This window comes from Billgrantia bachuensis, from assembly GCF_011742165.1.
GTDB lineage: Bacteria > Pseudomonadota > Gammaproteobacteria > Pseudomonadales > Halomonadaceae > Halomonas > Halomonas bachuensis.
The window spans coordinates 69,860-90,423 of the sequence record NZ_JAAQTO010000051.1 but is presented as its reverse complement, the minus strand read 5'-3'; the positions used below and the strand labels follow the sequence as shown (position 1 = coordinate 90,423).

Annotated in this window: 18 protein-coding genes and 1 riboswitch; of the genes, 1 reads left to right on the top strand and 17 read right to left on the bottom strand. The window is 67.7% G+C overall.

Annotated elements, in window-relative coordinates; translation table 11 throughout:
- From HBJ55_RS18430 to HBJ55_RS18355, 16 genes are all read right to left on the bottom strand, one after another.
- Positions 1-838, bottom strand: an 838-nt coding sequence (locus HBJ55_RS18430; RefSeq protein WP_167118455.1) for a cobyrinic acid a,c-diamide synthase CobB, incomplete at its 3' end; no start/stop codon positions are given.
- 1 nt (position 839) lies between these two features.
- Complete coding sequence (locus HBJ55_RS18425; protein WP_167118452.1) at positions 840-1,607, bottom strand: ABC transporter ATP-binding protein; 768 nt, start codon at positions 1,605-1,607, stop codon at positions 840-842.
- Positions 1,607-2,590, bottom strand: coding sequence for a FecCD family ABC transporter permease (locus HBJ55_RS18420; RefSeq protein ID WP_167118449.1), 984 nt, complete (start codon positions 2,588-2,590; stop codon positions 1,607-1,609). The genes HBJ55_RS18425 and HBJ55_RS18420 overlap by 1 nt, the downstream gene beginning before the upstream one ends.
- Before the next feature lie 4 nt (positions 2,591-2,594).
- Entirely contained in the window at positions 2,595-3,449 is an 855-nt protein-coding gene (locus tag HBJ55_RS18415) for a cobalamin-binding protein (protein WP_167118473.1), read from the bottom strand.
- Positions 3,450-3,518: 69 nt separating this feature from the next.
- Positions 3,519-3,821 (bottom strand): DUF2149 domain-containing protein, encoded by a 303-nt coding sequence (locus tag HBJ55_RS18410; protein WP_167118447.1) that lies wholly within the window; start codon positions 3,819-3,821, stop codon positions 3,519-3,521.
- On the bottom strand, positions 3,818-4,273 hold the full coding sequence (locus tag HBJ55_RS18405) for a MotA/TolQ/ExbB proton channel family protein (protein WP_206022752.1): 456 nt from the start codon (positions 4,271-4,273) through the stop codon (positions 3,818-3,820). Before HBJ55_RS18405 ends, HBJ55_RS18410 begins: the two co-directional genes overlap by 4 nt.
- Positions 4,270-8,685, bottom strand: coding sequence for a cobaltochelatase subunit CobN (locus tag HBJ55_RS18400; protein WP_167118444.1), 4,416 nt, complete (start codon positions 8,683-8,685; stop codon positions 4,270-4,272). Before HBJ55_RS18400 ends, HBJ55_RS18405 begins: the two co-directional genes overlap by 4 nt.
- Positions 8,686-8,699: 14 nt before the next feature.
- The gene (locus HBJ55_RS18395; protein WP_167118442.1) at positions 8,700-10,532 is read right to left on the bottom strand and encodes a TonB-dependent receptor domain-containing protein; all 1,833 of its coding nucleotides are present in this window, start codon (positions 10,530-10,532) and stop codon (positions 8,700-8,702) included.
- 156 nt (positions 10,533-10,688) lie between these two features.
- Positions 10,689-10,913: riboswitch (cobalamin riboswitch) on the bottom strand.
- 51 nt (positions 10,914-10,964) lie between these two features.
- Positions 10,965-11,396 carry a bifunctional adenosylcobinamide kinase/adenosylcobinamide-phosphate guanylyltransferase gene (locus tag HBJ55_RS18390; protein ID WP_167118438.1) on the bottom strand — a complete coding sequence of 144 codons (432 nt, stop codon included), beginning with the start codon at positions 11,394-11,396 and terminating at the stop codon, positions 10,965-10,967.
- Positions 11,348-11,989 carry a histidine phosphatase family protein gene (locus HBJ55_RS18385; protein ID WP_167118435.1) on the bottom strand — a complete coding sequence of 214 codons (642 nt, stop codon included), beginning with the start codon at positions 11,987-11,989 and terminating at the stop codon, positions 11,348-11,350. The genes HBJ55_RS18390 and HBJ55_RS18385 overlap by 49 nt, the downstream gene beginning before the upstream one ends.
- Positions 11,941-12,699, bottom strand: a complete 759-nt coding sequence (gene cobS / locus HBJ55_RS18380; RefSeq protein ID WP_167118433.1) for an adenosylcobinamide-GDP ribazoletransferase — start codon at positions 12,697-12,699, stop codon at positions 11,941-11,943. Before cobS ends, HBJ55_RS18385 begins: the two co-directional genes overlap by 49 nt.
- Positions 12,696-13,244: a bifunctional adenosylcobinamide kinase/adenosylcobinamide-phosphate guanylyltransferase gene (locus HBJ55_RS18375; RefSeq protein WP_167118430.1), complete on the bottom strand. Its 549-nt coding sequence runs from the start codon at positions 13,242-13,244 to the stop codon at positions 12,696-12,698. Before HBJ55_RS18375 ends, cobS begins: the two co-directional genes overlap by 4 nt.
- Positions 13,241-14,347, bottom strand: coding sequence for a threonine-phosphate decarboxylase CobD (cobD, locus tag HBJ55_RS18370; RefSeq protein ID WP_240936187.1), 1,107 nt, complete (start codon positions 14,345-14,347; stop codon positions 13,241-13,243). Before cobD ends, HBJ55_RS18375 begins: the two co-directional genes overlap by 4 nt.
- Positions 14,344-15,324 (bottom strand): adenosylcobinamide-phosphate synthase CbiB, encoded by a 981-nt coding sequence (cbiB, locus tag HBJ55_RS18365; protein ID WP_167118427.1) that lies wholly within the window; start codon positions 15,322-15,324, stop codon positions 14,344-14,346. The genes cobD and cbiB overlap by 4 nt, the downstream gene beginning before the upstream one ends.
- The gene (gene cobT, locus HBJ55_RS18360) at positions 15,321-16,376 is read right to left on the bottom strand and encodes a nicotinate-nucleotide--dimethylbenzimidazole phosphoribosyltransferase (RefSeq protein ID WP_167118424.1); all 1,056 of its coding nucleotides are present in this window, start codon (positions 16,374-16,376) and stop codon (positions 15,321-15,323) included. Before cobT ends, cbiB begins: the two co-directional genes overlap by 4 nt.
- Before the next feature lie 56 nt (positions 16,377-16,432).
- Positions 16,433-18,673 carry a heavy metal translocating P-type ATPase gene (locus tag HBJ55_RS18355; RefSeq protein WP_167118422.1) on the bottom strand — a complete coding sequence of 747 codons (2,241 nt, stop codon included), beginning with the start codon at positions 18,671-18,673 and terminating at the stop codon, positions 16,433-16,435.
- Positions 18,674-18,769: 96 nt separating this feature from the next.
- On the opposite strand from HBJ55_RS18355, the gene HBJ55_RS18350 reads away from it, so the two are divergent.
- Positions 18,770-19,852, top strand: a complete 1,083-nt coding sequence (locus HBJ55_RS18350; protein WP_167118419.1) for a PA0069 family radical SAM protein — start codon at positions 18,770-18,772, stop codon at positions 19,850-19,852.
- A 43-nt stretch (positions 19,853-19,895) separates the two neighbouring features.
- On the opposite strand, the gene HBJ55_RS18345 is transcribed toward HBJ55_RS18350, so the two are convergent.
- Complete coding sequence (locus HBJ55_RS18345) at positions 19,896-20,522, bottom strand: glutathione S-transferase (RefSeq protein WP_338072047.1); 627 nt, start codon at positions 20,520-20,522, stop codon at positions 19,896-19,898.
- Between the last annotated feature and the right edge of the window lie 42 nt (positions 20,523-20,564).

The following is a 20,564-nucleotide window of genomic DNA, read 5'->3' as shown; positions in this document are numbered from 1 at the left end:
CAGGGTCGGCCAATGGCGAAAAAAACCTCAGTTCGGCACCCATGGTATCGAGCAGGTCGAGATTGGCCCGGTAGAGAAAGGCGAAGGCGTCGTCCCGGGCCACGGCGATACGCATGCCATCGAGCAGGCGGGGCGGCGACTCGGGGGCCTCGGCTTCGAGAGCCACTCGAGCCGGCAGGCGGTCGAGGCCGGCTTCTTTCAGTACTTCGGCGGCGGCATCGAGCTGTGCATCCAGGCCGGCCAGCTCGCCGGCCTGGACGAGACCCAGGTGGCGATCGGGGATCTTCATCGCCTCGCTGCGCGGAATGGCACCGAGCAGCGAGAGTCCTGCCGGCATGCTCCCAGCCAACAGCCTGCCGTGGCCGGGGCTGCCGACGCGATTGGCGATCACCTCATGTATGGCGAGATCGGGATGAAAGTTGGCCAGCCCCTGAGCCACGGCGCCGAAGGTTTGGGCCATGCCCCAGGCATCGATCACCGGCAGCGCCGGCAGGCCGGCGAGAATCGCCAGGTCGGCGCTGGAGGGGCCGCCGTCGAACAGTCCCATGGAACCCTCGACCAGGATCAGGTCGGACTCACGGGCGGCCTCGGCCAGGCGCCAGCGACACTCGTCTTCGCCGGTCATCCAGGGATGCAGCTGGTAGACCGGCTGGCCCGAGGCCACCTCCTGCAGCATAGGGTCGAGATAGTCGGGGCCGTGCTTGAACACCCGCACGCGGAGCCCCGCGTTGCGGTGCAGCCGCGCCAACGCCGCGGTGACCATGGACTTGCCCTGGCCGGAGCCGGGAGCGGTGATCAGGGCGGCATGGGCCTCGCCGCGAATCGTCGAAGTCGTCATATCACCTCACGGGTACGAAAACGGGGGCGCCGTCGATCTTGGCGGTGGCCAGGCGTTGACCATAGAGCCGCTCCAGGGCGGCGGGCACCAGCATGCGCTCGGCCGGCCCCCAGCATGCCTCGCCGCCGGGGTAGAGCAGCAGCAGATGGTCGCACCAGCGTGCCGCCAGGTTGAGGTCGTGCAGGCACATCATGACGGCCTTGCCCTGGGCGGCCTGCTCGGAGAGTAATGCCATCACCGCGGTCTGGTGATGCAGGTCGAGGTGGTTGCTGGGTTCATCGGCAAGCCAGATATTCGGCGCCTGGGTCAGCACCGTGGCAATGGCCAGGCGCTGCCGCTCACCGCCCGAGAGCGTGCTCACCAGCCGCTCGGCCAAGTGGTCGACGTCGAGACGTTCGAGCGCTGCCTCGGCCAGACGCAGGTCCTCGGCCCCCTCCATCTGCCAGGGGGAAAGCCAGGGGTGGCGGCCGATCAGCGCGGTCTCACGCACCGTGGCGGGAAAACCATCGTGGCGCTCCTGGAACACCAGCCCCAAGGTACGCGCCACCTGCCTCCGGCTCAGCGCGGCCAGCGGGCGACCATCGACGAGCACCCGGCCGGCCCGCGGTGCGCGCAAGCCGGCCAGGGTATGCAGCAAGGTAGTCTTGCCGGCGCCATTGGGGCCGAGCACGCCCCATACCTGCCCCGGTTCGACGCTGAGCGACAGCGGGCGACCGTCGCGGCGCCCCGGCACGTTGACCACCAGCTCGCTGATCTCGAGGCGATTCATCAGCGGCTCCGGTACAGCAGGAAAAGGAAGGTGGGCACGCCGAGCAGCGCCGTGATCACCCCCACCGGCAGCTGTTCCGGCGCGATCAGGGTACGCGCCAAGGTATCGGCCAGCACCAGCAGGATGCCGCCGGCCAGCGCACAGGCCGGCAAGATCAGGCGCTGGTCGTTGCCCAGTACCAGGCGCAGCATGTGCGGCACCACCAGACCGACGAAACCGATGCTGCCGGCGGTAGTCACCGCCATCGCGGTGAGCACGCTGGCGGCAAGATAGATCATCCACTCCAGCGGCCGGACGTTGACGCCCAGCGCTGCGGCTTGCAACGGCCCGCGGGCCATCACGTTGAGGCTACGCCCGAGCGGGGCCAGCAGCAGACAGATGAGCAGCAGCAGCGCCAGCGGCGGCCAGGGGGAGCGCGCATAGGAGAGATCCCCCATCAGCCAGTAGAGCATGCCAGGCAGGCGTTCGGCGGGGCTTATTGCCAGCATCAGCGTGATCACCGCGCCCCAGCCGGCTGCCACCACCACGCCGGTGAGCAGCAGGCGGGATGGCGTCCAGCTGCCGGTGCCGTGGGCCAGGCCAAAAACCAGCAGCGTCGAGAGGAAAGCCCCGGCGAAAGCCGAGCCGCTGATCACCGCCCCGCCCAACCCGGCAAGCATCGCCGCCAGTGCCCCCACCGAGGCGCCACCGGATAATCCCAGCACGTAGGGATCGGCCAGCGGATTGCGCAGCAGTACCTGCATCAGGCCGCCAGCTACGGCAAGCAGGCCACCCACGGCGAAGGCCGAGAGCGAGCGGGGTATGCGCAGTTCGAGAATCAGCGTGCGCGCCAGCGGGCTGCCCTCTCCGCCTACCACTGCCCAGACATCGCCCAACGACAGCGCGGCGCTGCCCAGCGTGACCGACAGCAGCAGCGCCACCAATCCCAGCAGTGCCAGCACGCCCAGCGGCAGGCACAGTGAGCGGCGGCGGGGAATCGTCATCGCTTCAGCGCTTGCCGCGGACATCGTCGAGTTTCTCGCAGAACAGGCGGCTGCCCTCCAGTAGCCGCGGCGTGGGCCGCTGTATCAGCGACGGCGGCACGAAGTAGAGGTTGTCGCGCTCGACCGCGGTCAGGTTCGGGTACTGTTCCCAGTGGGTCAGCCACTCGCGGTTCTCCTCGCCCATGCCGCCGGCCAGAATCGCCCTGGGATTTGCGGCGAGCACCGATTCGTCGTCGATGCGCGGCACCAGCCTCGAGAGCTCGCCGAAGACGTTGACGCCGCCGCACAGGGTCAGCACCTTGCCGATCAGGTGCTCGTCGTTGATGGTCATCAGCGGCTCGTCCCACACCTGATAGAACACCGAGACCGGCTCGGCGTCGGCGTAGCGCTCGGCGAGCGCTGCCATGCCCTGGCGAAATTCGGCGGCGACGCGGTCCCCCTCCTCCCTGGTACCGGCAAGCAGCGCCAGCCGCTCGATGGCGCTGGAGACGTCTTCGAATTCACGCGGTTCGATATAGAACACCGGCACGCCAAGGGATTCGATGGTCTCGAGCTGCTCCGGAGGGTTGCCGGTGGTCCAGCCGATCACCAGGTCCGGGTGCAGCGAGACCAGCGCTTCGAGATCCATGCGGGTATGGCTGCCCACCGATGCCACCTCCCTGGCCTCGGGCGGATAGTCGCTATAGGCCACCACCGCCACCACCTTCTCACCCGCCCCGGCCGCATAGGCCAGCTCCGTCGCGCCCGGCGAGAGCGCGGCAATGCGGCTGGCCGGCGCACCGAGGCACACCTTGCGATTGCGGTCGTCGGTGGCACAGACTTCGGCCCGTGCCGCCTGGGACAGCAGCAGCGCGAGCATGCCCAGCACGCCGAACAGGACGCTCACGGTCGAATGGCGCGGGTTCGTCACCTGCGGCTCCTCATTGATTCAGTTGTCATCGATCAGTATCAGGCGTCCGCTCTCGGGGTCGCGATAGACCCGGCCGACGCTCTCGAAGCCGCTGCCCGCCTGGCCCATGCCGGCGGGCAGTTCCGGCATCTCGCGCCCGGTCTCGACGTCCATGCCGCCGCTCGTGTCGGCGCCTTCCGCCTTCCCTTCATGAGCGGCGGCCAGCGCCACCATCAGGCCAACGGCAAACACCAGCATGATATCCGCCAGGTTGGCCAGCGGCCCCATCGGCTCCTCGTCGGCCGTGTCGAAACGGCTGCGACGATACTCCGGCACGCTCATTGAGCCCTCCTCTCCAGCTGCGCCATGGCGGCGTCGTACCAGCGGCGGCGCAGGCGACCGAGCAGGTAACCGAGGATACCGATGGACAGACCCAGCACGGTGGTATTGAAGGCGACGGTGACGGCCTGGGCCAGCACGTCGAGATGGCCGCTGGCCAGCGCGGCCAGTCCCGGTCCGAGCGGAATCAGCGTCCCCATCAGCCCGAGCATTGGGCCGATGCGCGCCAGCAGGTCGGCGCGATCGATGGCGCGGCGCGCCCGGCTCGCCAGCCTGTCGCGCCTGTCCGCCTCGACCAGCCCGCGAATCCCCCCGCTGCGCTCTCCGATGGCGAGCCCCAGCTCCCACAGCGACAGCGCCACCAAGGCCAGCAGAGCCAGCATCACCGGTGCCAGCAACCAGCCGACGACGGCGTCCATGACGTCCAGCGTGGCAGCTGTCAGGAAATGATTCATCGTATTCGTCTCCCGTAGCCAAACCCGCCCAACAGCAACAGCAGCGCCAGCACGGCCAGCGCCCAAGGTAACAGATTCACCCCACCCTCGGCGGAGGCATCGGCGTCACCATTCGCAGCATTCTCAGCGCTGTCTGGCGCCGTTTCGCCGCTTTGGCCCGTCGCTGGATCGGGTTCGGCGGTCGCATCGGCCCGAGCATTGGCTTCCTGGGCTTGGGTTTCCTGTGCCTGGGCTTCGAGCGGCTGGACCTCGCGAATGCTTGCGGGCACCGCCGGGTCTACGCTGCGCTCCATGCGTGCGGCCTCGATTACCGCCTCGAAGGCTTCGCGCAGTTCCTCGTCGAGGCGCTCGGCGACCCAGGGCAGCAATGGATGGTCCGGGTGGGCGTGGCCGCTGCCGGGCAGCCCGTTGGCCACCACCAGCTCGGCAAACTCACCGGCTAGGCGATTCACGGTCGCCGTCTCGGCATCCCAGTAGCCGCGCTGGGCGGCGAGCAGGGCAATCGCCTGCATATGCGCCTTGACGTGAGCGTTATGCGACTCGGCCAGAAAATCGTCCAGCCCCAGATCGTGGCGATCCTGAAAATAGACGGCATCGACCTCGTCCCACACCCACGAGCGGACCACCTCGGGGCTGGTTACCTGCCAGCCCCACAGGTTGTCGAGGAAATCGCTGGCCATGGTTCGCGCCCCGGCATAGCCGTGATCCATCAGGGGGCGCAGCCACTGGGGGTTAAGGTTGCGTGCGCGCAGCTCACCGAGCAGCGCCCGCTCCAGGCTCTCGACCCGCGGATTGTCGATATCGGCATGCTGCAGCACGCGATTATCAGGCGCCCGGCCGCGCAGTTGCTCCACCGCGTTGGAGAGCCCACCCTGAAAATCGAAGCCGTCGTCATTGTCGAGCAGGCCGTAGAGATGGCTGGCCCGGCCCAGGTAGGTGCGCCCCACCCGCGCCAGGTTGGCATCGAAGGCGGTATGGGCCGGTTCACCGCTGTGCCGCCTGCCGTAGGCGTGACCCATGCGTCGGCGGTAGGCACTGCCCAGCTCGTCACGGCTCTCCCAGGCACTCGAGCGCGTGGCCAGGCGGTTGACGCCGGCCCCGTAGGCGCCCGGCGCGGTACCGAACACCCGCAATGCAGCCTGCTCCCCGGCGCTCTGCGCCGAGGCGCCACTCTGCAGCAGCGTTCGGCTATCCGCTACCCAGCGCGCGGCGATGCGGTTCTCGGCCAGGCCTTCGGCGCCCGGGTCGCGCATGTCGTGAGGCAGCGGCGCGAGCGCGGCCTCAAGTGCATCGACGAGCTGAGGATGCTCGGCACGAATCGTCTCACTGGCTCCGTCGAGGGCCAGGCGCACGGCCAGATCGAGCCATGCGAGCTGATCCTCGTAGAGATCACGGAACAGCCCCGAAGTGGTGAAGAGCACGTCGCGGCGATGGGGATACGCCTCGCCCAGCGGCAACCGCTCGAGCCCCTGAACGATGCCGCGCGAGTTCCACCGCGGGCGCACACCCAGCATGTCGAGGCCGAAGGCGATCATGACGCCCTCGTCGCGCACGGTATCGGAGGCCCACAGCACCACCGCCTCGCTCTCTTCGCTATCGGCTTGCTGTTCATCCGAGTTGCGCGCACGTGCGCTGGCGGCCAGTTCGCGGCCCAACGACCAAGCCACCCGAGTGGGGATCTGGTCGCTGGAGAGCGCGTGAAAGTTGCGTCCGGTGGGCAGCACTTCGGGAGTGCGTAGCGGATCGTTACCTGGGCCGGGGGCCACGAAGCGACCCTCCAGGGCTGCCAGCAAGGCGTCGCGCTCGTGGCCCGGCGAGGCGGCAAGCAGGTCGCGCCGCTCGCTCTTGAGTTCGGTCTCGAATTCGGTGTCGCCGCTCATCGAGGCGAGCATGGTATCGATGGCTTCGGCAGACCAATCGCGGCCGAACACGTGCAGACCGAGCGGCATGAAACGCTCCTGCATATCGGTCACGTAGTGGCCCGCCTCATGCACTAGCAGTTCCTCGGAAACCTCATCGAGCGTCACCTCGTCGGCATTGAGCCCCAGGTCGCCGGCAATCTCGCGTTCGAACTCTTCGACCAGCTCGAGGCTCTCGATACGTTCGCGCAGCATCTCCACCGCCCGCCGACGGGTGGGACTGTCTGGCGAGACCGCCGACTCGAAGGTCTCGACCAACTGGCGCAGTTCGAGCAGCTCATCATAGAGTTCGGTGGCAGCGAGCGGCGGCGTCAGATGGCTGATCATCACGCCCAGCGCTCGGCGCTTGGCCTGAATGCCCTCGCCCACGCCATCGACGATGTAGGGGTAGATCAGCGGCAGGTCGCCACCCAGCAGGTCGGGGTAGTCGTCCTCGGTCAAGCCGGCACGGCGGCGAGGCAGAAACTCCCGCGTCGAATGACGACCGAGGTAGACCAGTGCGTCGGCCTCGAAGCGGTCGCGCAGCCAGTGATAAAACCCGACGTACTGATGGGTTGGCGGAAAGGTGGTGTTGGCGTGCAGCAGTTCTTCGTCGAGCTCCCAGCCGCGCGGTGGCTGCGGGCCGATGAAGACGTTACCGAAGCGCAGCCCGGGGAACAGCATGTGTCCCTCGTGCACCATCGAGCGCCCCGGCGCCTCGCCCCAGCCGGAAAGGCCGGGAATGCCGGTAGCGATCAGCGCATCACGCAGCGCTTCCAGCTCGCCTGGCTCGCCTTGGTGGTCGAGCTGACGGCGCCAACCCTCGACGTACTGATCGAGCAGGTCCAGTGCCCGTTCCCGGGCGAGATGTTCGTGCTGCTCGAGCAGGTGCCGCAGGTCTTCGGCACTACGCTTGAGCAGTTCGCGTACGAGCTCCGGCTCACCCATGTCGTCGGCTTCGCCCAGGCGGGCATGCATGTAGCCCAGCGGACCGTGTTCGAGTTCGGCGCGCACGGTCGCCGGTAGCGTCTCGAAGTAGGCGCGATACTCGTCATCGCTCAGCGAGGCAACTTGATCGGCCATTTCGGCAAGCGCACCACGATCCTCCGGCAGATTGACGCCGTGCTGCTGGATCAGCTCGTGCAGCGCCTCGGGGCTCTCGGGCAGCTCGCCGGTATCGTAACCGGCTTCCTGCAGGCGGGTGAGCATCTCGAACAGCGAGGCGGGCACGTCGAGGTTGTCGGCGCCGACGTTCTGCCGCCCCGGCGGGTGGTTGTAGTAGATCAACGCGACCTTCTTATCGGCGTTATCCGCCTCGCGCAGGTGTTGCCAGCGCGCCAGGCGCGACGCCGCCGCCTCGACGCGTTCGGGCAACGGCTCGCTCAGGGTGAGCGCCACGCCGGTCGCCTCGTCGATACGCAGCGGCGTCGCCACGGCCATGATCAGCGGCTGGCTGATTCCCTGCAATTCCGGCATGGCCAGTTGGTAGTGCACCGCGTCGCGCGGCAGGCCGTCGCTGGAGAGTCGCCACTGCGCCTCGCTGCGATCGGCCAGACGAATGCCCTTGAGCACCGGCACGTCGAGCGCCGCGGTCACGCCGCGCCTCCCCTCGCCGCCGCCCAAGGTGAAATCCTGCAGGGAAAGCACTGCCGTGAGATGCGCCTCGCCCAGTGTGTCGGGCAACGCCTCCACCGCTTCAAGCGTCGCCCCGCCCCAGCGCGACAGTACCGCCACGCACTGGATACCCTTGCGTTCCAGCGCCTCGCAGGTCGCTTCCAGCAGTGCCCGGTCGCCCGGGCGATCGCCGCTGTCGAGATCCAGCAGCACCACAGCCGGCCCGCTTTCCAGCTCTAGATCCGCTGGCTCGGTGCCGGCCTCGTCCATATGCGCAGGGCGCAGGTAGCGAATCGCCTCGCGTGGGGATGGCTCGGGCACGTCGAGGTCGTGCCCGGTCTGGGCCAGCAACCAGCGCAGCAGGCCGTCGAGGTGCGCCGGGCTGCGCCCCTGGTAGTAGGCACGCCCGGTCAGCCACTTACGCTGCCCGGCGAAACGTTCACCCTGGGCGGTGTAGTGCTCGAGCGCCGTCTCACCGGGCTCGGGACCGGCTGCCAGTTCGCCCAGCACCTCCTCGCTCAGCCCGGCCAGCAAGCGCTCGCCATCGAGCCGGGAAAGCCGCGTCAGGCGCCGGTCGCCGTTGATCGCCAGCAGCGGTACGTCGGACGCCACTGACCTCTCGATGAGTTGGGCAATACGCCCCACCTGGTCGCCGAAGACTGCGGCGACCAGCACGGCATCGGCCCCTGAGAACAGCGTGGCAAGCTCTCCGTCGCTTGCGCTCGCCAGCTGCTCCGGCGTGCGTAGCACAACGTCATGCTCGGGATGCGCATCGAGAAAGCGATGCGCCCCGGCCGCGAGCTCGGCCGCCGAGCGCTCGGAGACGATGCCCACCACGGTGGCTGCCGACGCAAGCGTCGGCAGCAGGATAAGCAGGAGCAGGGCAACCAGACGACCCATGACATGAGGCTGCGTCACTGGGCACCATAGCTGACGCTGAGGAAGGCTGCGCGACCGGCGTTAAGGTAGTCATCGCCATTGGAGAACCTGGCGGTCGCGTACTCCTTGTCCAGCACGTTCTCCAGCGTCAGGCGGGCCGACCACAGTGGGGCAAACTGCCAGCCGGCACGCAGATTGACCAGACCAAAGCCGCTCAACCGCTCCTGGTTGGCCACATCGTCGTAGCGGTGTCCTTGCAGGATCCAAGAGCCGCCCAGGGACCATTCGCCCAGCTCACGATCCACGTCGAGGCGCGCACTCTTGGCTGCACGACGGCGCAGTCGATTGCCGCTCTCACGATCCTCCGGATCGATCCAGGTCAAGGCCGCGGCCAACGTCCAGTCGCCGAGCTCGGCACCACCCGAAAGCTCGATGCCGCGTATACGCGCCTCGGCCACGTTCTGCGGCGCCCACATGCCGCCCTCGGTCGGCGCCCAGTCGATCATGTCCTCGAGCTCGGTCCGGTAGGCCGCGAGATCCCAGTACCAGCGCCGGTACTGGCCGCGCATACCCATCTCAACGGTGCCGGAGGTTTCAGGGTCGAGCTCGGGATTCCCCGAATTCGGCCAGTAGAGATCATTGAACGTCGGCGCGCGGAATGCAGTACCGTAGCTTGCTCGCAGCGTATGAGAACCATCCAGATCATAGCCCAGCGCCAAGCTGCCGGTGACTTCGTCACCGTAGGCCTCGTTGTCGTCGTAGCGCAGGCCGGCCTGTAGCGCAACGGGGGAGAAATCGAGCAGCCCCTGGGCGAACACGGCGGCATTGTCGCGGCTGGAGATATCGTAATCAGTAGTACCGGAAGCCCTGTCCTCGCTGTATTCGGCACCCGCTATCAGCTCGTGCTGGCCGAAGCTCAGTGTGTTCTGCCAACGAGCGGTCTGGGTGCGAGTTTCGATGATCGAGGGAAAATCAGTGTTGTAGGTGTCGAGCCCATCACGCGCTTCACTCAAGGTCAGGCGACTGGTCCACTGCTCGGCCAAAGGCAGCTCGCCAAATATGCCAGCCACCTGCTGGACGAAGTCGCTCTCGCCACTGTCGAACTCGTTATAGCCGCGGGCACGCATGGCCAGCAGCCCCACCTCGGCACCACTATCGAAGGTATGGGCCAGGCGGGCCAGGGCCGAGGTATTGTCGTAGCCTCTGTCCTCGCCATCGCGCCGCACCGGTGTGCCGTCGGTGGTGAAGCGGCTGCCGGCGAAGCTGTAGCGGGTGCCACCACTGCTACCGGAAAGTCCCGCACTGTAGCGCTGGGTGTCGAAGGAACCACCGCCTGCGGAAAGGTATGGATACGGGCCGCCCTCCTGCGCCTCGTGAGTGAAGAGTTGCACCACACCGCCCACGGCATCGGCGCCATACAGGCTGCCGCGGGGCCCGCGCACGATCTCGGCGCGCTGGAACATGCGCGGGTCGAGATAGTGCCACGCAGCACCGCCCGCAGTGGCGGAGCGCAGTCGAATACCGTCAATCATCAACACTGCCGATTCGGTACCGGTTCCGCGCAGATAGACGCTGCTGTTCTTGCCGAAGCTGCCGTTGGTGGTGACGTCCACGCCCGGCTGGCCACGCAGCAGATCGGTGACACTGGTCGGATCCTGCCGGCGCAGGGTGGCCTCATCGATCACGGTGACCGAGGAGAGCGTCTCGTCGGCGGTGCGCGGCGCCAGCGTGGCGGTGACCACCAGCGGGTTGAGCGCGACGGTATCGACATTCTCGCTTGTGGTGGCCTGGGCCTGAACGGCCAGCGGGAGGGCTGCCAGGCCGAAGGCGGCCAGGCCCTGCGCGGCCAAGTGATGCTTGGTTTTCATTCTGATTCCCTTGCTCGCCGTGCCTACCCGCACGGTCTTCTATGCGAAACCGGGGCGGCTTGGGAATCGAGAAAGGGAGAGGAGTAAGGCGTCTGCCCTGCCTCGAGGTTACCCACCGCAACCCGGCATGAGGGGAGCGCCGAACATATTCGTCCGGTGCTTCCTGGGCTCTCGGCCGGTCTCCGGGCTGACGAGCGAAGCAACGTCGCCATGACGCGCTTCGGGACCATCGCCTTCCCATGCCGGAGCACAGTGGCGTGATGATGGACCCACACTCGATCACCGTTGCGGGGGCAGCGTCGGATTCTTCCACAGGGGAGACACCGACTTCCCGTTTAACCTCGAGAATTGAATGAGGCACCTGAGAGTGGGCGTAAACTAGCAATAGCGAGGCTGGGCGTCAACGCATCGTTGCGCCCAGAATGAGATAGATCAATAACTTAGCTGTTTGAGCAAGCCGTGCCAGACGTACCAGGCCCGCTCGCAGCGCGCCGCGGCATCCTGGGCCAGCCAGCCGTTGAGGTCACGTAGGCGTCGCTTTTCGGCTGAGAGCGGTACGATGCCACGGCCCATCTCGAGCATGACCAGCACTACCTCGCCGCCGCTCCGGGCTTCCCATTCACGCAGTGCATCGAGCTCAGTGGACATCACCTGGCGCAGCCTGTCGTCGCTGGGCTCGTCGGCCAGTCGTGCGGCCAGCCAGCGCTCCCAGCCTTCCAGCACCAGGCAGCGAGCCGACTCCACCGCAGAAGGCCATGCCTTCAGCGCGCAACCCGCATGGGCCGAGTGCCAGACGGCAGCGTCGAAGCGCTGCCTTACGATGCCGCGCTTGCCGGCACGGGTACCGCCGATGAAGAGCTGCATTGCCAGTGCTCTCGCTCGTGAATGAAGGTGAATTTGCGCCCTTCGGCCTGACTGACCCCGCCTTCCCAGAAGCCGATGCCTTCGAAGCGGCGTCGCAGTTCGCGAATCACGCCACCATGGGTGACGACCAGGGCGCAGTGCTGGCCATGTGGCGTGCAGCCTGCCAACAGTTCGGCAAACCAGGCCTCGAGCCGCTTGCGCAGCTCGGCGGTGGACTCCCCTCCTGGCGGGGCCTGCTCGCCCGCGCTGTCGATCCAGGCGCGGTAGGCGGGTAGTGGCTCGAGTTCGTCGTAGGTACACCCTTCGTAGTCGCCGAAATCGAGTTCGCGCAGGCGCGCATCGAAGCGTGTCGGCGAGGCGGCCTCTCGCCCCTCCATGACATGCGCCAGGGTCTGACGGCAGCGAGTCAGGTCGCTGCAGTGAGCGGTATCGAACTCGAATGCCTCCAGCGTCTCGCGCAGCCGAGAAAGCCCCGCCACGGCATCGGGCAGCAGCAGCGGTATGTCACGCTGCCCCTGGTAGCGACGCTCGCGATTCCACTGCGTCAGGCCGTGACGAACGACCACCAGCTCCAGGCGACCAGCAGCAGCCATAGCTCTCCTCCTTCGATGACGGTTCCGACGATATCGCCGTTGATCCCTTTGAATGCATGCACCATGCCCCAGGCGTAGAGCGCCAGAAACGGTACAAGAGCCAGGCACAGCCACCATCCGCCGGATACCAGCACGGCCAGCGGCAGCAGAGGCAGTGCCGCCAGGGCAAGATCGAGCGGGACGAGATCGCGCTTCCAGCTGGCCGCCATCCCCTCCGAGTGAGCTGCCGGTGACAGCACCAGCAACGCGACCGCGGCGAGGCGCCCCAGCGACGGAATCACTACCAGCAGGGCCAGGCTCGCCCCGGCTTCCAGCAGCGCGAATAGCAGCGCCGCCTTCCACAGCAGCAGGAACGCCAGCGCCAGGATGCCGAAGCTGCCTACGTGCGGGTCCTTCATGATCGCCCAGCGCTTCTCCAGCGGCGCATTGCTGCCCAGGGCATCGGCGACGTCCATCAGGCCATCCAGGTGCAGCCCGCCGCTCAGCGCCACCCACAGCGTGAGCAGCGTAAGCGCCAGCAGCGGCGCGGGCAGGATACCGTCGAGCAGCGCACCGGCAATGGCCAGCAAACCGCCGAGGAGCATACCCACCAGGGGATAGCTGCGCACCGCCCAGCGCCGTGTGGTCGCATTCCAGGGGCAGGCGAGCGGCAGCGGCAGGCGGGTCAGGAACTGCAGGGCCAATGCCAAGCCGTAGGCGGCTTCTCTCATGGCTGGCGGCTCCCCTGGCTTTTCCATGACTGGGGCAGGCCGGCGACGACCTGCACCACCTCGTCCGCTTGGCGAGCGACCAGGCAGTGGACCTGTTGCAGGAAAGCTAGATAGCGCCAGGTCTCGTCGTCATCGGGCGGCATGCCCTCGTTGACGTCGTTGGAGACGATCACCAACCCAACATTTCGCCGCCTGGCTTCGGCCAGTGTCCGCTCGACAATAGCGATGCCTTGCGCCTCGTCGAGTGGACTGGCGTAGAGCAGTTGGCTGGCCCACAGCGTCAGGCAATCGAGCAGCAGCGTGCTGCCAGGCGCTACACGGTCGAGGGCGGCCAGCAAATCGAACGGCTCCTCGAGCGTAATCCAACCCTCACCGCGAGAGCGTCGGTGCCGCTCGATGCGAGCCTGCATTTCCGCGTCATCGCCGCCCCTTGCTGTTGCCAAGTAATAGCGTGCCCCACCCCGCTCGGTCTGCCAGCGCCGCGCCAAGGCCTCGGCATGGGTACTCTTGCCGGAGCGCGCCCCGCCGCTGACGAAGGCGATCATGACGTTCTCCAGTGGGTAATGGCTTCGAGCAGCTGCGTATTCTCCTGCCGCGTACGCACCGCCACCCGCAGCCAGGCTCCCTCCAGGCCCGTGAAATTATAGGTATGGCGTGCCAGAACGCCGCAGCGTGCCAAATGCTCCAGCAGTGCCGACATGGGCCGCGCCCCGTCATCCTGCAACAGCAGAAAGTTGGTGCGGGAGGGCACCACCCGCAGCCCCAGCGTTTCCAGCTCACCCTGCAACCAGGGTCGCTCGCCGTCGAGCCAGGACTGGGCCCGCTGCAGATAGCCCTGGTCTTCCAGCAATGGCTCAACCAGCCCTGCCGCCACCGAATTGACGCTCCACGGCAGCTGAAGCCTGGCGATTTGCTCGACCGCAGAGCCATCACCCATCACGTAGCCGAGCCGCAGGCCGGGTATGGCGTAGAGCTTGGTCATCGAGCGCAGTAGCAGCAGGTTGGCGTAGCGGGCCAACAGCGGCGTCAGCCGCTCGTCGGGGGTGACGAAATCGATGAAGGCCTCGTCCACCACCAAGGTAGTGCCGTGCCGCTGCCCCACCGCCAGCATGCGCTCGATCAGATCGAACGCGATGAGCGTACCCGTCGGGTTGTTGGGTCGGCACAGGAACACCGCATCGGCCTCACGCATGGCATCGAGGGCACGCGACCCGTCCAACTCGAAGCTCTCCCCCTCCAGCCCAAGATGCTGTACGGCGATGCCATAGTGGCGGCAGGCTCGCTCGTATTCGCAGAAGGTGGGCTGAACGACGACGGCCCTGCATGCGCCGCGCTTTGCCAGCAGCGCAGCCGCCAGGAAGATCGCCTCGGCCCCGCCGTTGGTCAGGCGTATCTGCCCGGGAGCGAGCCCTTCGGTTCGGGCAATGGCCTCCCTGGCAGCCGTGTAGTCCGGGTCGGGATAGACGGAGAGCTCGGACAGGCAGGCCATGAGCCGTTCTGCCAGCCAGGGGGGCGGCCCCAAGGGGTTGAGATTGGCGCTGAAGTCGAGCACCTCACTGCCGGCGGTAAGGCCGAAGCGATGTAGAACCTGTTCCGGACGCCCGCCGTGGCTCGGCCAGTCGCACATGTCCTCTGCTCGCTCGCTCATGCCCAGGCCCTCCACACGCCGATCAACCCCGCCATCAGCAGGAAGCAGACTATCCAGGCGCCGTGCATATGGCGTACGGCACGTCCTATATGCGCTACCCGCAGCGGCTCGCACGGCTCGCCCAGTAGCGCGCGCTCGGAAATTCTTCCGCCGTAGTGGTTGGTGCCGCCCAGCTGCACGCCGAGCAGGCTTGCCATCATCGCCTCGGGCCAGCCAGCGTTGGGGCTCGGATGAGCCGGCGCATCGCGCCAGGTAGCGGCCAGGGCGTCGTGCCTGCGCGCGCCGGGAACCGTCAGCGCGGCCAACCACATGGCAAGTGCAGTGAGCCTTGCCGGCACCCAGTTGGCCAGGTCGTCGAGCCTGGCCGAGGCGTAGCCGAACTCGGCGTAGCGCTCACTACGGTAACCGACCATGGAGTCAAGCGTGTTCACCGCCTTGTAGGCCAGCGCCAGTGGCGCCCCGCCGAGCAGCGCCCAGAACAGCGGCGCGGTGATGCCATCGACGCTGTTCTCGGCCACGGTTTCGACGGTAGCCCGGGTAATGCCGGCCTCGTCGAGGCTTTCTGTGTCACGTCCCACTATCATCGCCACGGCCCGACGCGCCTCGACGAGATCGCCCCGAGCCAGGGGCGTCGCCACGGCCATGGCGGCGTCACGCAGCCCCTTGATGGCAAGCGCACTTGCCAGCAGCAGCAACTCGCCGGCAAGTCCCAACCACGGGTGCAGCCAGGCGAGCACGGCCAGCGTGGCCCATGTCGACGCGAAGACGATCGCGACGACGCTGCCGGTCAGCATGAAACCCTTGAGGCGGCGCGCGCGCGACGAGCCAAGGTTCCAGCGGCACTCCAGGGTGTCGATCAGCCGCCCCATGGCGACCACCGGATGCGGCAGCCAGCGCGGGTCGCCGAACGCGAGGTCGAGCAGGATGGCGCCGACAAGCAGCGCAACCAGTGACAGACTCAGCGGCTCGGCGCTCATGTCTCCGTGCCACCCCCCGCGACGCCAGCCGAATCGAAGGTGGCCATATCGGCCAGCATGCGACAGGCGGCCTCTAGCAGTGGGAAGGCCAGGGCGGCCCCTGTGCCTTCGCCCAGGCGCAGCTCGAGGTCGAGCAGCGGCCTGGCCTCGAGCAGTTCGAGAGCGACATCATGGCCCGGCTCGCGGGAGCGATGAGCGAAAACCAGGTAGCCGCGCAGCGCAGGCGCGAGCCGGCAGGCCAGCAGTGCCGCCACGGTAGCGATGAAACCGTCGACCAGGATCGGCATACGCCGCGCCGCCGCCCCCAGGTAGGCACCCGCCATGGCGGCGATCTCGAGCCCGCCCAGCTTGGCCAGCAGCTCGAGCGGCTGAGATGGGTTTGCGCAACGAGCGGCCAGTGCTCCTACGATCACCTCGGTCTTGTGCGCCAGTCGCACGGGGGCAATCCCGGTCCCCTGGCCGACCAGGCGGCTCACCGGCCGGCCGCTCAGGGCAGCCAGCAGAGTGCTGCTCGCGGTGGTGTTGGCGATGCCCATCTCGCCCACGATCAGGCAACGGCAGCCGGCGGCGTGGCTGCGCTCGGCAGCGCGGATGCCCACCTCGAGGGCGCGCTCGGCCTCGACCAGGCTCATGGCATCCTCACGGGCAAAGTTGGCCGTGCCGCGACGCACCTTGTCGTGCACGACGCCAGCGCCTTCGACATCGCCCTTGACGCCGACGTCGACAACCTCGAGCCGCGCGCCGATCTGGCGGGCAAAGACGTTGATGGCGGCGCCACCGGCAACGAAATTGGCCACCATCTGGGCGGTGACCTCCTGAGGAAAGGCCGAGACGCCCTCCTCGGCCACGCCATGATCGGCGGCGAACACGATCACGCCGGGCGGCGTGACCGTCGGCAAGGCCTCGCCACTCATGCCGGCCAGCTCCAGGACCAGCGACTCGAGACGCCCCAGGCTGCCGGGGGGCTTGGTGAGGCTGTCCAGGCGAGCCTGCACGACGATAGCCAAGTTAGCGTCGACTGGCGTGAGCGAGGCCAGAGTATCGGCAAGCATGAGGGAGTCCTGATATCACGAAGGCAGCCGCCATCTTAACAGGCTGATCCGCGCTGTCACGGTGCCGTGCCGAGCGCTTCCGCCGGCGCGGCATCGGGCCGGCGCTCCTGGGCTGGTTCATCGCTCCAGGCCAGCCGCGCCGAGTTCGCCACCACGCTCAGCGAGCTGGCCAGCATGGCCAGCACCGCTACCAATGGCGGTATCGGCATGGCCACCGCCAGGCCCAGCGCCAGCAGGTTATAAATTCCCGAGAGCAGCAGGTTCTGACGCATTACGCGACGGGTACGCCTTGCCAGGTCCAGAGCGTTCTCGACACCCGACACACCCGGCCTCATCAGCGCCACACTGGCTCCCTCCTGTACCGTCGAACTGGCACCCAGGGGTGCCACGCCCACGCTGGCGGTCGCCAGCCCCAGCATGTCGTTGAGCCCATCGCCGACGTAGAGCGAGGGCTGCGGCATGGCCGCGAGCAGCTGTGCCTTGGCCTCGGGGCTGCGTCCGGCGTAGCACTCTGCGGGGCGTAGCCCGACCTCCTCACCCAGCCGACGCACCGCCCGGGCCCTGTCGCCACTGATCAGGGCCAGCACGAGCCCCTGCCGGCGCAGCCTGGCCAGGATCGTGGCGGTGCCGGGCAGTGCCGCCTCGCCCAGGTGGAATTGCCCGATCCAGCTCCCGTCGCAGGCCAGCAGTACTTCACTTTCGGCCGAATCTTCCTGGCCATCGACGTCGATGCCCTGCTCACCCAGCCAGGCGCGGCTACCCAGCAGCAGCCGGCGGCCGTCGGCCAGGCGCACACGCCGTCCACGCCCGCCGAACTCTTCGACCTCGGCCACCTCTACGCTGCCGTCCAGGCCGGCGTCCCGGGCATGCCTGCGCATCGCACGCGCCAGCGGGTGATCACTGCCCTGCGCCGCGCTCGCCGCCGACGCCAGGATGTCGACCTCGCGATAACCGGATGCCGGCTGCACGGCCAGCACTTCGGGCTCCCCCGGCGTCAGCGTCCCTGTCTTGTCGAAGGCCGCACTGCGGACCGTTGCCAGCACCTCGAAGACATTCGGATCACGGACGATCACGCCGCGTTCCAGCGCCTGCCCGCTGCCCGCCAGGCCGGCCAGGGGTATCGCCAGGCCCACGGCACAGGGGCATGCCACCACCAGCACCGACAGCGCCCTCACCCACGCTTCTTCAGCCGGTATTCCAGCCAGCCAGGTCGCGGCAAGAGTCAACAGTGCCAGCATCACGGCCACGGGGCTGAGCCAGCCGGCGAAGCGGTCGGCCAGGCGCTGCAATTCGCCCTTGCGGGCCTGCTGCCACCACATCTGCTCGCGCAGGCGGTCCAGGCGGCATTCGCCAGTAGCCGCAGTGACCTCGAGGATCAGCGCCGCACCGCGGTTGCGGCACCCCGCCGCTACGGGGTCGCCCGGCAGGCAGCGACGCGGCGCGCTCTCTCCGGTCAGCGGCGAAAGGTCGAGCAGGGCTTCGCCGTCACACAGGGTACCATCCAGCGGCAACGCTTCACCGCCCTCGACGCGCACCCGGTCACCCACCGCCACCGCCTCCAGGGGGCGCGTGCGCCCCCCCCCCTGTTCCCAGCGCTGAACTTCGGCGGGAGGCTCGTGCAGCGCCTTCAGCGCGCGCAGCCCCCGATGTCGACACAAGGTCTCCACAAGGCGGCCGACCAGCAGCAGCGAGACCAGCATGACCGCTGTATCGAAATAGACCTCCGGCGAACCCAGCGCGAGCAGCCACAGCGACACGCCTACGGCCGTCAGGGCGCCCAGCGACACCAGGGCGTCCATACCCGGCCGCCATGCCCGCAGCGTACGCCAGCCCGCACGGTAGAACGGAAACGCCACATAGGTGACCACAGGCAGGGCAAAGGCCCCCGACACCCAGGCCATGACCAGATCGAGGCGGGGGCTGGGCATGGCGCCCGCGTAGATCAGCAGCGAGGCGATCATGGTCCACATGCCGAAGGCGACGGCCGTCAGCAGGCGCAGGGTGAGGTAGCGGCTCTCGGCCTCCAACCTCGCCTGCGCATCACCCACCGCCTCGGGCGGCCCGAGGCGGTAGCCGAGCCGGCGCACGGCGGCGGCCAGTCGGGGCTCCTCCAGGGCGTCCGGCCGGCCCTGCACCAGCAGGGTGGCGCTGGGGTAGTGCACGCTGGCAGCTACCACACCGGATAGCCGCATCAATTGGGCCTCGACGGCCAGCGCGCAGCTGGTGCACCACAGTCCCTGGACTGAGTAGAGAGCCTCGCCGGTGCGCGAAGCGTCGCGATGGGAAGTTGACGTCATGCCTGAAGCGTAATCGTCATTGAGGAATCAATCAGCATTGGCGATACGCAGATGAAGCCATATACTGTATAAAAACACAGCAAACGGACTCGCCCCATGCCTGGATTCGATCAGAAGCAGCTACGCAAGGGCCGTGGCGCCACCTACAACCCCGACAACCGCTTCGCCCCTACCCACAGCCAAACGGAGGACGACGGCTGGTGGCAGGAGGAGATGCCAACGCGGCTGGCCACGATCGTCAGCGACGAGCAGGCGCGCAGCGCACTCTCCTGGAACGATTCGCCCGACCTCGCTTTCGACCGCTCGCTCAACCCTTACCGCGGCTGTGAGCATGGCTGCATCTACTGTTATGCACGGCCCAGCCACGCTTACTGGGACCTGTCGCCGGGTATCGACTTCGAGACCCGTCTGATCGCCCGTAGCGGCCTGGTCGATCGGCTACGAGACGAGTTTTGCAAGCGCAGCTACGTGTGCCGGCCCATCGCGCTTTCCGGCAACACCGACTGCTACCAGCCACTGGAAGCGGAGCGCGGCAGCACCCGAGAGATACTCGCCTTCCTGCTCGAGTGCCGCCACCCGGTTTCCCTCATTACCAAGAGCGCCCTGATTCTGCGCGACCTGGACCTGCTCACCGAGCTGGCCCGACAACGCCTGGCCAGGGTATCGATCAGCCTCACCAGCCTGGACACCGAGCTCAAGCGTAGCCTGGAGCCGCGCACCGCCTCGCCTGCCGCGCGCCTGCGTACCATCGAGCGGTTGAAAAATGCCGGTATACCGGTGGGTGTCATGGTCGCGCCGATCATCCCGGGCTTGACCGACCACGAGCTGGAGCGCCTGCTCGAGGCGGCCCGCGACGCGGGGGCGGAATCAGCCGGATGGACGCTGCTGCGCCTGCCGCGCGAGGTGGCACCGCTGTTCGAGGATTGGCTGCAGGCACACTACCCGGAGCGGGCCGGCAAGGTAATGAGCCTGGTGCGCCAGTGTCGCAGCGGCGCCGATTACGACAGCCGCTTCGGCAAGCGCATGCGCGGCGAGGGAATATTTGCCGAACTCATCGCCCAGCGCTTCGACAAGGCCTGCCGGCGCCTGGGCCTCAACGACCCGGGAAAGCGGGAAGCGCGACAGCTCGACACCACGGCGTTCCGGCCGCCCCGGGCTCAGGGCGACCTGTTCGCCTGAACCGGGGGCGGCCCCTGCGGAAGGGAAGCAGCCCGAGGGCGTGTCAGGAAAGGCGCCGCAGGTCCTCGATGACGGTGCCGCTCTCCTGCACCTCGGCCTCGTGTCCCGCCTCGCGCCACGGTTCGTCCAGCGCCGCCTGGTACCACTGCTGCATGGCGGGTAGCGCCAGTAGCCGTTCGACGTATGCCATCGAGGGTGCACCGAGTTCGAGCCCGAAGCTCTGCACGCGGAACGCCACCGGGGCGAAGAAGGCATCCACCGCAGTGAACGTCTCCCCCGCCAGGAAAGGACCGCCGAAGCGTTCAAGGCCCTGCTGCCAGAGCTCGTCGAGGCGGGCCAGGTTGTGCGCCAGGGCGTCCGGTATCGCGTGCAACCGCACCCTGACCCCACAGTTCATCGGACACAGGCTGCGCAGCGGGGAAAAGCCGGCATGCATCTCGCTGCCGGCGCAGCGCGCCCAGGCTCGCGCCTCGTCATCGGTGGGCCAAATGCCGGCGTGACGCTCGGCCAGGTATTCGACGATCGCCAGTGACTCCCATACGACGCGCTCGCCGTCCTCCAGACAGGGCACCAACCCGGAAGGCGAGAATGCGCGAAACGCGGTCCAGTTCGATCCCGGCTCGAAGGGGGTCAGCTGCTCCTCGAACGGGATGTCCAACTGCCGCATCAGCAGCCAGGGGCGTAGCTACCAGGAAGAGTAGTTCTTGTTGGC